Annotated in this window: 17 protein-coding genes; 3 read left to right on the forward strand and 14 right to left on the reverse strand. The window is 70.4% G+C overall.

What is annotated here, in order from left to right:
- Positions 1-87: 87 nt before the first annotated feature.
- The 9 genes from L0984_RS23915 to L0984_RS23955 all read right to left on the reverse strand — a co-directional run bounded on the left by L0984_RS23915 (position 88) and on the right by L0984_RS23955 (position 7,582).
- Positions 88-405: a hypothetical protein gene (locus L0984_RS23915; protein WP_234196844.1), complete on the reverse strand. Its 318-nt coding sequence runs from the start codon at positions 403-405 to the stop codon at positions 88-90.
- A complete protein-coding gene (locus L0984_RS23920) occupies positions 402-1,220 on the reverse strand; it encodes an SDR family oxidoreductase (RefSeq protein WP_234196845.1) in 819 nt (272 codons plus the stop codon). The genes L0984_RS23915 and L0984_RS23920 overlap by 4 nt, the downstream gene beginning before the upstream one ends.
- 41 nt (positions 1,221-1,261) lie before the next feature.
- Positions 1,262-2,248 (reverse strand): tripartite tricarboxylate transporter substrate binding protein, encoded by a 987-nt coding sequence (locus L0984_RS23925; protein ID WP_234196846.1) that lies wholly within the window; start codon positions 2,246-2,248, stop codon positions 1,262-1,264.
- Positions 2,249-2,294: 46 nt separating this feature from the next.
- Complete coding sequence (locus L0984_RS23930; protein WP_234196847.1) at positions 2,295-2,741, reverse strand: PaaI family thioesterase; 447 nt, start codon at positions 2,739-2,741, stop codon at positions 2,295-2,297.
- Positions 2,738-4,255: a class I adenylate-forming enzyme family protein gene (locus tag L0984_RS23935; protein ID WP_234196848.1), complete on the reverse strand. Its 1,518-nt coding sequence runs from the start codon at positions 4,253-4,255 to the stop codon at positions 2,738-2,740. The genes L0984_RS23930 and L0984_RS23935 overlap by 4 nt, the downstream gene beginning before the upstream one ends.
- A 158-nt stretch (positions 4,256-4,413) precedes the next feature.
- Complete coding sequence (locus L0984_RS23940; RefSeq protein WP_234196849.1) at positions 4,414-5,412, reverse strand: tripartite tricarboxylate transporter substrate-binding protein; 999 nt, start codon at positions 5,410-5,412, stop codon at positions 4,414-4,416.
- Positions 5,413-5,436: 24 nt separating this feature from the next.
- Complete coding sequence (gene cnbZ / locus L0984_RS23945; protein ID WP_234196850.1) at positions 5,437-6,210, reverse strand: 2-amino-5-chloromuconate deaminase CnbZ; 774 nt, start codon at positions 6,208-6,210, stop codon at positions 5,437-5,439.
- A gap of 13 nt (positions 6,211-6,223) precedes the next feature.
- Positions 6,224-7,069: an alpha/beta hydrolase gene (locus L0984_RS23950; RefSeq protein ID WP_234196851.1), complete on the reverse strand. Its 846-nt coding sequence runs from the start codon at positions 7,067-7,069 to the stop codon at positions 6,224-6,226.
- 81 nt (positions 7,070-7,150) lie between these two features.
- Positions 7,151-7,582, reverse strand: coding sequence for a MarR family winged helix-turn-helix transcriptional regulator (locus L0984_RS23955; protein ID WP_234196852.1), 432 nt, complete (start codon positions 7,580-7,582; stop codon positions 7,151-7,153).
- A gap of 85 nt (positions 7,583-7,667) precedes the next feature.
- Between L0984_RS23955 and L0984_RS23960 the strand changes: the two genes are divergently transcribed.
- Positions 7,668-7,925: a helix-turn-helix domain-containing protein gene (locus tag L0984_RS23960; protein WP_234196853.1), complete on the forward strand. Its 258-nt coding sequence runs from the start codon at positions 7,668-7,670 to the stop codon at positions 7,923-7,925.
- 3 nt (positions 7,926-7,928) lie between these two features.
- Positions 7,929-9,242, forward strand: coding sequence for a M16 family metallopeptidase (locus L0984_RS23965; protein ID WP_234196854.1), 1,314 nt, complete (start codon positions 7,929-7,931; stop codon positions 9,240-9,242).
- A 128-nt stretch (positions 9,243-9,370) separates the two neighbouring features.
- On the opposite strand, the gene L0984_RS23970 is transcribed toward L0984_RS23965, so the two are convergent.
- Positions 9,371-10,258: a LysR family transcriptional regulator gene (locus L0984_RS23970; RefSeq protein ID WP_234196855.1), complete on the reverse strand. Its 888-nt coding sequence runs from the start codon at positions 10,256-10,258 to the stop codon at positions 9,371-9,373.
- Between the two features lie 70 nt (positions 10,259-10,328).
- On the opposite strand from L0984_RS23970, the gene L0984_RS23975 reads away from it, so the two are divergent.
- Entirely contained in the window at positions 10,329-11,441 is a 1,113-nt protein-coding gene (locus L0984_RS23975) for an SDR family oxidoreductase (protein WP_234196856.1), read from the forward strand.
- Here the strand turns inward: L0984_RS23975 and L0984_RS23980 are convergent.
- From L0984_RS23980 to L0984_RS30050, 4 genes are all read right to left on the reverse strand, one after another.
- On the reverse strand, positions 11,338-12,162 hold the full coding sequence (locus L0984_RS23980; protein ID WP_234196857.1) for a universal stress protein: 825 nt from the start codon (positions 12,160-12,162) through the stop codon (positions 11,338-11,340). The two genes, L0984_RS23975 and L0984_RS23980, sit on opposite strands and share 104 nt — an antisense overlap.
- 195 nt (positions 12,163-12,357) lie before the next feature.
- Positions 12,358-12,573 (reverse strand): hypothetical protein, encoded by a 216-nt coding sequence (locus tag L0984_RS23985; RefSeq protein ID WP_234196858.1) that lies wholly within the window; start codon positions 12,571-12,573, stop codon positions 12,358-12,360.
- 21 nt (positions 12,574-12,594) lie between these two features.
- Complete coding sequence (locus L0984_RS23990) at positions 12,595-13,407, reverse strand: phosphosulfolactate synthase (protein ID WP_234196859.1); 813 nt, start codon at positions 13,405-13,407, stop codon at positions 12,595-12,597.
- 29 nt (positions 13,408-13,436) lie between these two features.
- Positions 13,437-13,805, reverse strand: coding sequence for a tripartite tricarboxylate transporter substrate-binding protein (locus tag L0984_RS30050; protein WP_370646167.1), 369 nt, complete (start codon positions 13,803-13,805; stop codon positions 13,437-13,439).
- Between the last annotated feature and the right edge of the window lie 493 nt (positions 13,806-14,298).

Raw genomic sequence — 14,298 nt, forward strand, 5'->3', positions numbered from 1 at the left:
GAGCCCCTCTTCCCTCGCGGGAGAGGGGTTGGGGAGAGGGGGCGCATCCATCGGCCCCTTCGGTCAAAAGCCGCCCCAGCTCTCCGCCTATCTCGACGCCCCCACCATCGCATAACGGAAGGTCGCCATGGCCCGCGCCACCGTCCGCCCCTGCGCATCGCGCAACTCGGCCTCGCAGAAGCACACCGACCGTCCGCCACCGGTCGCTTTGGCCTGGGCCTGCGGCGAATCCCCCGGCGCGCCGCTGAACATCAGCTGCATGTCGATGGCCGCCAGCGGGCGGTGGGCATCGTCCAGCCGGTTGCGGGCGGCGCGGGCCAGGGCGGCATGCAGCAGCGCGGTGCTGCGCAGGGCGTCGTCTCCGGCTGCGCCAGCCTCCACGTCGCTGCCGATGCCGGCGCTCATCGGCGGCTGGCCGCGGCGGCGGCGCTGAAGTCGCGCGGGCCGGTCAGTGCCAGGCCGCCGTCCACCGGAATGATCGCGCCCGTCACGTAGCTGCCCCAGTCGCTGGCCAGCAGCATGGCCATGCGGGCGATGTCCTGCGTCTGCCCCAGGCGGCGCAGCGGCACGCGCCGGGCCATGGCGGCCAGCGTGTCGTCGGTGGGCGCCAGGCGGCGCAGGCCCTCGGTGTCGGCGATGGGCCCGGGCACGATGGAATTGACGCGGATGCCCTGCGGGCCCCATTCCATGGCCAGCACCTGGGTCAGCATGTCCACGCCCGCCTTGGCCGCGCACACATGCGCCTGGAAGGGCGTGGGCGTGAAGGCCTGGCTGGCGGAGATCTGGATCACGCACGCCCCCGGCTGGCGCAGGTGCGCATGGGCCAGCCGGGCCACGTGGAAGCTGCCCATCAGGTCGATGTCCACCACCGTGCGAAAGGCATTGGGCGACATGTCCAGCACGCTGGCCAGGAAGTTGCCGGCCGCGCCGGAGACCAGCACGTCGATGGGCCCGAAGCGGGCGGCCGCGGCCTCCAGCGCGGCCTGCACGGCCTCGGGCTGGCGCACGTCGGCCGCCTGGCCGAAGGCCTCGGCGCCCTCGGCTTCGAGCTGCGACACGGCCGTGGCCACCTTGTCGGCCGAGCGGCTGATGAGCGCGATGCGCGCGCCGGCCCGCGCAAAGCCCTGCGCGATGCCGAAGTTGATGCCCGAGGAGCCACCGGCCACGAAGACATGGCGGCCGGAGAAGTCGAACACGGGAGCGGCGGAGGATGCGGTCATGGCAAAGGTCCTGTGGAAGGGCGTGGGCAGCGGGGCCGGCGCTACTCGGGCTTGAAGCCGATCTCGGCCAGCATCCTCTGGTCGCGCGCGAACTGCTCGCGGGCGAAGGCGGCGTGGGCCTCGGGCGAACTCGGCTGCGGCACCATGTCGTACAGGTCGAGCTGGCGCAGGTAGGCCGGCGAGGCAGCGGCCGCGCGGAAGGCCTCGTGCAGCCGCTGCACGAGGGGCGCCGGCAGCCGCTTGGGCGCCACCAGGCCGACCGGCGAGTCGATCACGAAGTCGTAGCCCAGCTCGCGCAGCGTGGGCACGTCGGGATGGTTGGGCAGCCGCTGCGCGGTGAAGCTGGCCAGCAGGCGCACGCGGCCGCCCTGCACCTGGGCGCCGAAGCCGGGATCGGAATACACGTCCAGGTGATGCCCGATGAGCGCCTGGAAGGCTTCGCCGCCGCCCTTGTAGGGCACCATGTTGAAGGACGTGCCCGCCGAACGCGCGAGCCGCTCGGCCGTGATGCGGTTGATGCTGATGGCGCCCACGTTGCCCCAGCTGATCTTGCCGGGCCGGGCCTTGGCGTCGGCCATGAGGTCGTCGAAGCGCTTCCAGGGCGCATCGGCGGCCACGCACACGCCGGTGGTCAGGCCGAACAGGTTGCCCAGGTAGCTGAAGTCCTTGAGCGGGTCCCAGTTCACCCGCTGCACCAGCGGGGCGCGGATCACGGAGTTGTGGATCACTGCGATGGTGTAGCCGTCGGCCTCGTTCATCAGGGCCACGTTGGCCGTGCCCGTCACGCCGCCGGCGCCGGGGTGGTGCATGAGCACCACCGGCTGGCCCAGCTCGCGCGAGGCGGCCTCGGCCAGCGCGCGGATCACCGGGTCGAAGGAGCCGCCGGGCGGAAAGGGCAGCACCAGCTGGATGGGCCGGCTGGGGTAGGGCGCATTGGCCCGGGCCGTGAAGGCCATCGGGGCGGCGCCCAGGGCGGCCAGGCCGGCGACGAGGCGCCGGCGGCGCGGCGAGGCGATGACGGTGGTCATGGGTCGTGTCTCCTTCGTTGTGATGGGGTCGGCAGGCAGTGCGCGCTCAGCGTGGGAGCGGCAGGTAGCGGAAGCTGCCCTGCGCCCGGGCCACCGTGCGGCCCGCGGCATCGGTGGCGACGGCGCGGCACCAGGCCACCTGGCCGTCGGTGGCCACCACCTGCGCATCGGCGGTGAGGGTGCCGTGGCCCGGCTCCAGGAAGCTGGTGCTCAGGTTGAGCGTGACGGCGGTGCGCGCGAAGTCCACCTGCGAGACGGCCGCGCTGGCCATGGCCACGTCCAGCAGGGTGGACACCACGCCGCCATGCACGGCACCGATGACATTGCCCAGCTCCGCGCGGGCATCCAGGCTCATGCGGGCCCGGCCGGCCGACGAATGCTCGCGCCGCATCTGCAGCAGCGCGCAGAAGGGCACCCTGGCAAAGAGCTGGCGCGGATCGTCGCCCGTCACCGGGCGCGGGCCGGCATCCGGGGCCTGCGGCGCGGCGCTCATGAGGCGGCGCGCGCCTGCTCGCGCAGCACGTTCTTGAGCACCTTGCCGGCGGCCGACAGCGGCAGCTGCGGCAGCACGGCCAGGCTGCGCGGGCACTTGTAGCCGGCCAGGCGCTCGCGGCACCAGTCACGCAGTGCATCGAGCGTCGGTGCGTCGGTGCCCGGCCGGGCGACCACCACCGCATGCACCCGCTCGCCCCAGTGCGCATCGGGCAGGCCGATCACGGCGGCCTGGGCCACGGACGGATGGCTGCGCAGGGCGCCTTCCACCTCGGCGCAGTACACGTTCTCGCCGCCCGTGATGATCATGTCCTTGAGGCGGTCGACGATGCGCAGGTAGCCCTCGGCATCCATGCAGCCGGCATCGCCCGTGCGGAACCAGCCATCGCGGAAGGCCGCCGCAGTGGCCTCGTCGTTGCGCCAGTAGCCGCGCGTGACCATGGGCCCGCGCACGACGATCTCGCCCACCGTGCCACGGGGCACCGCCTGGCCGTCTTCGTCGACGATCTCGATCTCGGCCCCCAGCCCTGCGCGGCCCACCGATTGCAGGCGGCCGGCGGCACGCGCCTCGGCCGAGCGGTGGTTGACGGGCAGGTTGATGCACACCGCGCCGGCCGTCTCGGTGAGGCCATAGGCCTGGAAGAACTCGGCATGCGGCCAGGCCTGCAGGGCCCGGTCGAGCAGGTCGGGCGGCATGGGCGCCGCACCGAAGGCGATGCGGTCCAGGCTGCGCACGCGCTGTGGCGCGAAGCCCGGCTCGTCCAGCAGGGCCTGCAGCATGGTCGGCACCAGGATCACGTCGGTGATGCCATGGCGCTCGATGGCCGCGAGCACCTCGGCCGGCCGGAACTGGGCCATGGTGATGGCGCTGCCGCTGACCAGCGTCTGCCCCACCAGCCGGCCCAGCCCCGCCACGTGGAAGAGCGGCGCCACCAGCAGCGACACTGACCCGGGTGCGTTGTTGAGCTCGGCGCCGCGCGTCATCGAGGCCGTCCAGAAATTCGCATGGCTGAGCACCACGCCCTTGGCGCGCCCCGTGGTGCCGCCGGTATAGAGCAGGCAGGCCACCGCGTCGCCGCCGGTGCGGGTGTCGGGCAACGCTGGGCAGGTGGCGGCCTCATCCGCCAGCGCCGCCAGGCGCAGCACGGGCACGTCGAGGCCGTTCGGCAGGGCCGGCCCCAGGCCGTCGCCTACCAGCAGCAGCCGCGCGCCGCTGTCGGTCACTGCATGGGCCACCTCGGCCGCCGACCACCGCACGTTGAGCGGACAGGCCACGGCGCCCAGCCACCAGCAGGCATAGAGCGCGCGCACCAGCAGGTCGTCGTTGGGCGCCAGCAGGGCCACCCGGTCGCCGGCGGCCACGCCGCGCCCGCGCAGGGCCGCGGCATGGCGCGCCACGTCGTCCAGCAACTGCGCGAAGCGGTGCTGCCGCACGAAGCCCTCACCCACGTGGGTGAGGGCGATCTTCTCGGGATGTCGCTGCAGGGCGCGATGCAGGCCTTGGGTGAGGTACACGGTGGGGACGCGCGGGGCGGGTTCGTTCAGACGGCCCGAGCGTAGGCAGCGCCGGCGCTGCACCCAATGGCTGGATCGGTCGGGGGCGTTGGCGAAACCTTCCAATCACGCGCGGCTGACCCGAGCGTGCAACCCGCCGGCGCCCCGGCGTTCCAGCCCTATTGCCGCACCCAGCCCGAGGCGTTGATCACAGGCGCCCACTCGCGCGTCTCCGCGGCCATGCGTGCCTTCAGCTGCTCCGGCGTCGAGGGACTGGGTTCGAACACGAGGGCCGCCATGCGCTCCTGCACGGCCGGCGCGCCCAGGGCCTTCTGCAGGGCCTGGTTGAGGCGGTCCACCACCGGACGCGGCACGGCCGCCGGGGCGAACATGCCGATCCAGAAGTGCATCTTCAAGGCATGGCCCGCCTCCGTCACCGTCGGCACGGCCGGCAGCTGGGGCACGCGCTGATCGCCCGTCACGGCGATGACCTTGAGCTTGCCGGCCTTGTGGAATTCGAGGAAGTCGCCCAGCGCGGTGATGCCCGCCGTCAGGTGGCCGCCGGCCAGGTCCTGCACCATGGGCACGGAGCCGCGGTAGGGCACGGCGGTCAGGGCCAGCCCCTGCTGCCGCGCCAGCATCGACAGCAGGAACTGCGGCTTGCTGCCGGGCGCGGACACGCCGACGTTGCCCGCGGGCGGGTCCGTCCTGACGCGGGCCATCAGGCCCGCCATGTCCTGGATGCCGCTGGCCTGGCTGACGGCCAGGGCGCCCTCGTAGCGGGCCACCAGGCCGACGGGCTGGAAGTCGGTCGCCATGTCGAAGCCGGGATTGGCCAGGGTCAGGGGAAGGATCACGGCCGTGTGGTCAGGCGCCACCATCAGCGTGCGGCCGTCCGGCGCGGCGCGCTTGAGCTGCTGGGCCGCGAGCTGGCCACCCGCGCCGGCCGCCACCTCTACCACCATGGGCACGCCCAGCGCCTTGCTCATCTCTTCCGCCACCTGCCGGGTCACCACGTCGATGGTGCCGCCCGCCGGAAAGCCGACCAGGATGCGGATCGGTCCACCGATGGCGTCGGTCTGCGCCAGGGCGCCCGCGCCCACGAGGCCGGCCACGCAGAAGGTGGCGGCGGCGCGGAGCCAGCGACGGAGAAGGTGCGTTCGAAAAAGGCAGGGCATGGGAAGTCCTTTCATCAGAGCCAATCAACCCGCCGTGCGCGGCAGCAGCAGCACGCTGCCATGTCGGCGGGCATCGAGTTCGATCTCCAGATCGACGACGGGCGGGCGCACCGCATGGCAGGTGACGGTGCAGCCGGCGCCTGCGCGCGACGACAGGCCCTGCAGCAGCGGCCGATGCAGGTCGTGCACGCTGTAGAGGTTGAGCTCCTTCACGTCCGCCCAGCCCACGCCCAGCGGCGCGAAGCGCGATTCGAGATCGCCCAGGGCGAACTGCAGCTTGTCGCGCAGCGCATCCGGCGAGGTCTCGCCCAGCCGCACGATCGCCTCGCGGTAGCCCGGGCGGTCGGGGCATTCGGCTGCGCCCGAGGTCACGAAGTCGGGCCGCTGCTGCGCCAGGACCGCCGGTCGCGTGTAGCTGAAGGCGTGGAACACCACGGTCTCGGGCGGCCGGTCGGCCGGCACCAGGTTGCATCGGGCCACGGGATTGGCCCCGTCCAGGTAGATGCCCCATCGCTCCAGGGGCTGCACGTAGCGCCGGTTGAAGGCCACGAAATCCGCCTCGGTCAACGGCGCGGGCGAGCGCAATTCGCAGGCGCACAGCGCCGCCATCGGCCGACCCAGCGCGCTCAGATGGGCTTCGATGCGGGCAAAGCCCTCTTCGAGCGGCAGGGCGGTGTCGAAGACCGCGCGCTCGATCACGAAGCCAGGCTCCGCGACGACCGCCGCCGAATACTGGAAGCCACCCGGCAGGTAGCGGAAGCCGCCGTGGGGAACGGGAAGGGTGGAGGGCAGGGTCATCGCGACGGACGTATCAGAGGTTCGAAGGAAGGGCCGATGCCGAAGCGCCGGCCATGAGAAGTCGGCACGCCCGGTGGACGTCGTGCGCCGGGTCGGCCAGGGCCTCGACCACGGCGAAGTGGCCTGCGCCCGGGCAGACGTCCGCCACGGGCACCGCCGCCTCGCCCCAGGCCTCGCGCAGCCACTGCGTCTGGCGCTGGAACTCCGCGCTTTCCGCGCCGCCGACCACGGCATGGACCACGGTCCCGGCGGCCGGGCGATGCAGCGCAGGGCTCCAGGCCCGGGCCGTCTGCGCCGTGAGCTGCAGATCGCCATGCAGGAAGGGCACCTGCATCAGTGGCCGCAGGTCATGCAGGCCCGACAGGCCGAACACCCGGGCCGCCTGCCGCACGCCGAGCATGGCCGCCAGGTGACCGCCCGCCGAATGGCCGGCCACGGTGATGCGCGCCGGCCCCGGGGCGCACCAGGTCGCCGCCTGCGCTTCGACCCAGCGCAGGGCCGCCCCGGCCTGGTCGAGGATGGTGCCGATGGTCACGGCCGGGCACAGCGCGTAGTTGGGCAGCACGACCGCGGTGCCGGCCGCCGTGAACGCCGGCGCGATGAAACGGTGCAGCGCCTTGTCCGAGCCGCGCCAGAAGCCGCCGTGGAAGAACACCAGCACGTCCCGCACCGGGGTGCCGGGCGCGGGCATGAACACATCGAGCGTCTCGGCCGGCGTCGGGCCATAGGGCACGTCGAGGCGTCCTCCCAGAGTCTCGACCGCCTGCGCGGACCGGCGGGCCCACGCGCCGAACAGCGCCTTGGGGTCCACGCCGGCCAGGGCCTGGTACTGGGCATCCCACCACGATGCATCTGGCATGTCGGCGCCTTCCATTTAGTACGTATTCGTATCATATGGACGGAGGGCGAGGTCGGCAAGCCGCGGCTGCGTCTTTGCGGTTCAGCCGCCGAAATCGAGCATCTTGCGCAGCAGGGCGGCCAGTTGCTCGCGTTCGGCCTCGCTCAGCCGGCGGGCCACCTCGGCCTGGTATTCGCGGGCGAGCGCCAGGCCATGCGCCAGCACGGCTTCGCCGGCGGGGGTCAGGTGCAGGCAGAACTGCCGGGCGTCGACCGGCGACCTTTCGCGCCGAAGCAGGTCCTTGCCGATGGCGCGCATGACCAGGTCGCTGCAGGTATTGGCATCGAGCCCGATCTCCTGGGCTGCCTGGCTCTGCGAGATGCCCGGCCGCTGCGCGATCGCCACCAGCAGCGCCAGCTGGCGCGACGTGAAGTCCGTGCCATAGACCTGGCTGAAGATGGCGTCGGCCGCAAAGTGGGCGCGCCGCAGCAGGTAGGGCAGGTGGGCTTGAAGGTCGAAGGTGGTGTGGGTCATGGCGCCGGATTCAGTTTAAGCACCCATCCCGAAGGATCGCCTGCGCCAAGGGTCTGCGCCGCTGACGGCCGGCGAGAATGCCCCGATGGCCCAAGGCAAGCGCATTTCCACCGACATCGGCGACGACGCCCTCCATTCCATCCAGGCGCTGGGCGCCGCCGCCAAGGCCGCCCGGCTTGCCGCCGGCGAAGGCCAGGCCGCCGCGGCCGCGCGCCTGGGCGTGCACGTGCAGACCATCGGCCGCATCGAATCGGGCGAGCCGGGCGTCTCCATCGGCCACATGGTCGGCCTGCTGGCGCTCTACGGCATCGGCGTGCAGCCGCAGCAGGCGCAGGACCGCTGAGCGATGGCATCGACCCCGCCCCCGCACGCCCCCGCCCTGGTCCGCACCTTGCCCAACGGCGTGCGCCTGCTCGCCGTGCCCATGCCGCAGGTGCAGAGCGCCAGCGTCGGCGTCTTCCTGCGCGTGGGCTCGCGCGACGAGACGCCGGCCACCAACGGCATCAGCCATGTGCTGGAGCACATGGCCTTCAAGGGCACGGCCACGCGCTCGGTGCAGGCCATCAACCTCGACGCCGAGCGCCTGGGCGCCGACGTCAACGCCTTCACCGGCAAGGACAGCACCGGCTACTTCATGACCGGCCTGGGCCGCCACGCCGAGCCGCTGCTTCGCATGACGGCCGACATCGTGCTCAACAGCACCTTTCCCGAGCACGAACTGCAGCGCGAGCTGGAGGTGATCCGGCAGGAGGCCATCGAGTACGACGAAGACCCGCAGGACAGTGCCGACGACCTGCTCGACCGCGCGATCTGGGGCGAGGCATCGATGGGCATGCCGGTGATCGGCACGTTGGAGAACATCGAAGGCTTCCGCCGCGACGATCTCGTTCGCCATGTGCAGGCGCACTACGTGGCCGACAAGACCATCGTGGCAGCGGCGGGCAACTTCGACGTCGAGGGGTGGATGGCCCTGGCGGCGCAGCTCTTCGGTGCGATGCCTTCCTCGGCCGCGGCTGCCGCCCAGGCGCCCGAGCCGGCGGCCTACGTGGGCCAGGCCCTCGCGCGGCGCTTCACGCAGGTGTCGCAGGTGTTCGTCAACGTCGCCTATCCCATCGCGCCGGCAAGCGCCGACGGTCTGCTGGCGCCGCGCTGGCGCCTCACGGCCCAGCTGGCGGCCAACCTGCTGGGCAGCGGCATGTCGGCGCCCCTGTCCGACACCATCCGCGAGAAGCTGGGCCTGGCCTACACCGTGGACGCCAGCATCGACAAGGGCGACGTCTGGGCCAACTTCATCGTGAGCGCCGTGACCACGCCCGACAAGCTCGATGCGCTGGTCGCGGCCACCGGCGACCTGCTGCGCGCGCATGCCGCCAGCATCGATCCCATCCACCTGGAGCGCGCCCGCAACCAGCTGACCGTGTCGCGCGTGCGCACCGCCGAGCGCACCTACGGGACAATGGAACAGGCGGTGGAAGAGCTGCTGGCCACCGGTACCGTGATGCCCATGGCCGAGACGCTGGCGCTGATCGAGGAGATCGGGGCCCATGAAGTGCGTGCCGTGTTCGAGCGCATGCTGGCGCATGCGCCCGCGGTGGCGATCACGGGCAAGGGGGCGACGGCGCGGCAGGCCAAGGCGCTGGCCGCGCGGCTGGCGGGATAGCCGCAGAGCGCCACCTCCGGCGTGCGGTCGCGCGACGGCCCTCAACGGGCCTTGTATTGCGACGAGCCGCCCCAGGCTTCATTCATCAAGACCACAGCCGTGCGCCGTATGCCAGCCGCTCCTGCCCTTCAGAGCGACGCGTGGCGCTGCAACCCCAGCAACAACGCATCGAACGTGACCTTGCAGCGAGCACTGTGGCGCAGGTCTTCGTGCATCGTGACCCACGTCTCCAGTGGAAGCGCGAAGTCATCGGCCAATACCCGCACCAGTTCCGGTTCGCGCCTTGCCAGCGCAACCTGGCAAACGCCGATGCCCGCTCCCGCACGGATCAGGGCGAGTTGGCCCAGGTCGCTGTCCGTGCGCATGGCAAAGGCGTTGCGCCGCCACCCCGGCAGCGCCTTGCTGGCCGCGCGCAGGAAGGGGGTCTCCGCATCGAAGCCGATCAATGCATGCTTCGCCAGTTCGGCCGGTTTCTCCGGCGTGCCGTGTTCACGCAGGTAGCGGGGATGCGCATGCAAGCCCAGCTCCACGACGCCGATGCGCCGGGCCAGCAAGGCGTCCTGGTTGGGCGGCGTCATGCGGACGGCAATGTCGGCTTCGCGCAGCAGCAGATCCTGGACGCGGTTGGTCAGCGCAAGCTCGATCTTGAGTTCAGGATGCGTCGCTTGCAGTTGCGCCACGATGGGCGGCAGGACCTCGACGCCGATGACTTCGCTGGCGCTGATGCGCACCGTGCCCTTGACGTCACCCTGGCCTTCCGCCGCGCGCAGCAGTGCGGCTGCCGAACTGCCCATGGCCTGCGCGTAGGGCTTGAGCTCCAGCGCCGCCGGCGTGGGCAGGAGCCCCAGTTGCGAGCGGCTGAACAGGTCGAGGCCCAGGGACTTCTCCAGTGCTTCGATGTGCCGACCCACCGTCGGCTGCGCCAGCCCCAGGGCGCGGGCGGCACCGGACAGCGAGCCTTCCTGCAGCACGCTGAGGTAGGAGCGATAGAGTTCCCAGCTAGGCTCGGATGCCATACATAAATCTATAGCGGCTATGCAAAGTTAGTCAATTTCATTCTAGTGAGGGCGTGCTGAGAATCCTCTCATGTTCAAGAGGAAATTCGACATGCAAACCAGCAACACAGCCTTGGTCCTCGGCGCCACAGGTGGCATCGGTGGTGAGGTTGCCCGGCAGCTTCGCGACGCGGGGTGGAAGGTGCGCGGGCTCAAGCGCGGCCAGCAGGCCACCACGACTCGGGATGGCATCACCTGGATCGCCGGCGATGCGATGAATCGCGACGACGTCATTGCGGCGGCGCAGGGCTGCTCGGTGATCGTGCACGCGGTGAACCCGCCGGGCTACCGCCGTTGGGCAGAGCTGGTACTGCCCATGCTCGACAACACGATCGCCGCAGCGACGGAGCAGGGCGCCACCATCGTGCTGCCAGGCACCGTCTACAACTTCGGCCCGGACGCCTTCCCGGAGTTGCGCGAAGACTCGCCCCAGCACCCGCAAACCCGCAAGGGCGCGATCCGCGTCGAGCTGGAGCAGCGCCTGCGCTCGGCCACCGCCCGCGGTGCGCGCGCCATCGTGGTCCGCGGTGGCGACTTCTTCGGCCCCAGACCGGGCAACAGCTGGTTCTCGCAAGGGCTGGTCAAGCCGGGCCGCCCGGTCAGCGTCGTCAACCTTCCGGGCCGCAGCGGAACCGGCCATCAGTGGTGCTATCTGCCGGACGTGGCGCGCACGATGGTCGAATTGCTGGCGCGGCGTCACTCGCTGGAGCCATTTGCGGTGTTCCACATGAAGGGGCACTGGGACGCCGACGGCACGCAGATGGCCGAAGCCATCCGCCGCGTCGTGCTTCGCCGCAGCGGCCATGCGCCGAAATTGCGCGCATTCCCGTGGTGGATGCTGACGCTGGCGTCGCCCTTCGTCGCCACCTTCCGCGAAATGCGCGAGTTGCGCTACCTCTGGCAGGAGCCGGTGCACATGGGCAACGACAAGCTGAAGTCCGTGCTCGGCGAGGAGCCGCACACGCCGCTCGACGAGGCCGTGGAGGCTGCCCTGGAAGGCATGGGGTGTCTCGCTGCCGGTACCCGGCGTGAACCGGCGGTCAGTGCACCATCAACACCGGCAGGGTCATCGACGCCAGTACGCTCCGTGTCATGCCGCCCGTCGCCCACTCGTGAACGCGGCTATGGCCCCAGCAACCCATGACCAGCAGGCCGGAGCCCAGATCCGCGGCGAGCGAAAGCAGGCGCTCGGGCGCATCGCCGTGCTCGCGGCCGCCGTCATGGACCACGGCGTCGATGCCGTGCTGCTGCAGTTGCGCCTTCAACGGCGCCAGCGCCTCCAGGGCCGCCTCCGAGTACGAGACCAGGTCGACGCCGCGCGCCAGCCGCATCCAGGGGATGGCCGCCGTGACGGCCCTGGCGCACTCGCGGGTCGGCCTCCAGGCCACCAGCACACGGCGGCCCAACGGGTCGAAGCGGCCGGCCCACGGCACCACCAGCGTGGGCTTGCCGCTCGCGATCATCACCGCGCTGGCGAAGCCTGCGGGCACTTCGTCCACCTGAGGATCCGCCGGATCGCGCTGCCCCAGAACGACGAGATCGTGGAACAGCGCGCTCTGGGCAAAGGCCCAGGGCGTGCTGCCGCGCGGTGACAGCAGACGGAGGCGGTCGGAGCCGGCCGCCACGATGTCGAAGCTCGTCCTTGCCCGGTCGAGCGCCTCCCGGTCCAGGGTCTGGAGCGACGACAGCGCCGCACCGGTGAAATCCATGGCGTAGGGGTAGCGCTCGTACGCGCTGAGGATGCAGGGCAGCACATCGCATTGCGCACCAAATGCCTGCGCGAGGTCGGACGCGAGGCGCAGCCGCGCGGCGCTGTGGGACGAACTGTCGAGGTGGACGAGGATGGATCGGGGTGGCGTCGGCATGGCTGCTTCTCTCTCGAATGCGCCGGCGGCACGGGCGTCTCGCCGCGTTGGCGCGGAACGGGGAGCGGACGCATCCCGTCGACGGAGACGGGATGGCACCATCGTGCAACGCAGCCTTGGCGCACGGCTTGCGCTGGGTCAAGCACATGCGGCTGGCGTCTCGGCGGCCAGCAGTCCGCCCGATCGCGTCGGCGCTCAGACGGAGCGGATGAAGCGCTCGGCCAGCGCCACGATCCGATCCTTGTCGTGATCCATCGAGGCGATGTGGTACGAGTTGTCCAGCCAGGCCATCTCCACCCGCCTGGCGCCCACCTTGCCTGCGATCAGCGGGCCGTTGGCGGGGTCGACCTTGATGTCCGAACCGACGCCCGGCACGGTGTCGGGCAGACGCTGGTCGCGCGGCGCGGGCATGCGCGCCGCCGCCGGAGGGGGCTAGGCAGGCTCGAAGCCCGCCAGCCGGTAGGCGCCTTGCGGATGCGAGGTGTCGCCGGCAAAGCCGCGGCGCACGAGCTCGGTGATGTAGAGCTCGTCCCATTCCACTTTGGCCAGGTTCACTTCGGTGCCCAGCTCCTTGACCAGCAGGCTGCAGATCTTGTGCTTGTAGTCGCGCGAGACCCCGGGAATGATCACCACCGGCAGCTCGTAGATCAGCTTATTGGGCGGAAAGCGCCGCGCCAGCTCGGCGATGAGGGCAAGCCGCACCTCCGTGCCCGCGAACAGCTCCGAGGCTTCCAGGAAGACCCAGTCCGCCCCCGCATCGAGGCAGTTGGCCACGTCCTGCACCAGCGAGGCATCGTCCATCGAGCCTTCCTTGCGGCCGACCTCGCCGAACACCGTCAGCCCCTTCGACTTGGCCAGCGCAATGGCCGCGGCCTTGTCGCGCGCCTCCGGCTTGAGCAGGTTGTCCGAGACCTCGATGCCGGTGAAGCCGGTCTGCACCACCTCGTCGACGAAATGGTCGTAGCGGCCCATCTTCAACGCCAGCTCGGCGAACAGGCCGCCCGGCGAGGTGGAGATGCCCGCCGCCTTGTAGCTGGCGAGCTTGGCCTGCAGCAGATCCTGCGGCATGAAGCGGGCGATGCCGGCCGCGATCTTGGCGAAGTCGATGAACTCGCCGGCCGACTCGACGGTGTCGTTCTGCCGGGCCAGCCCCATGCCCCAGTCGATCATCATGGTCAGGCCCAGCGTGCGCGGCTTGGTCTGGCGCTCGGGGATGGGGAAGTCGGGGAATGCGGGTTCGTACATGGAGGCGTCTCCTTCGATGGATCGTTTGGTCAGTCGAGGGCCAGGTTGGCCTTCTTGGCGAGTTCGTCCCAGCGCTGCTGGTCCTTCTGGACGACCTGGGTGGCTTCCGCGCCGCTCGCCATCTCGGGCGCGATGCCCACCGTGGCGAAGCCCTTGGCGACTTCCGGGTCCTTCAGTGCTTGGTTGATGGCGCCGTTGAGCTTGGCGATGCGCTCGGCCGGCGTGCCCTTGGGCACAGCCACGCTCATTGCCACATCCATGCGCTCGCCCAGTTCATGGACGCCAAGCAGCCGCCGTGATGCACATGACCCGCGGTGGTTGAGCGAACGACTGCCGGCTTCGTTAGAGGTCGGAGATCTCGGCCAGCTTCGGGGGCGCCGAACAAGACGGCGCACCATTTGGGAGCGGCGCGCCTACGGAAAATTCTTTAATTGAAGCAGACTGCCGCAGCGCTAGCTTACGATCTCTGGCCTAACACCTCTAAAACTGCAATGTTCAATGCCGATCCCACCGGTTGGATGGATCATAGCTACTGCGGGCTCATGTCGTAATGCCAAGAGCACGCAGGCGCTTAGCCAGAATCGCGGACGACGACCTTTCGATGTACGGACGCATAACGTCGGAGATCATTCGACCAAATGGGGCTGCTCAGGTGCATTTTTAAAGACGGTCTGGTGAGATATAAATTTTCGGCAGGTGTCAGTTTGGATAGACGACCACGTTCGGACCTAGCCGCCGTATTTGAAACCCCAAAAGCAGCAGAAAGCAGATCTGAAAGCGCAAACTAACCTCATCCGGGCGGCGATGAAGCGCAACCCGAACGCGGCCGACACGCGCCACGCTCTACGCTCTACGCAAGCAAGACGGCCCGCCAGAGTTTCCAAAAGACAG

The organism is Pseudacidovorax sp. NFM-22 (assembly GCF_021401245.1).
Taxonomy (GTDB): domain Bacteria; phylum Pseudomonadota; class Gammaproteobacteria; order Burkholderiales; family Burkholderiaceae_C; genus Xenophilus.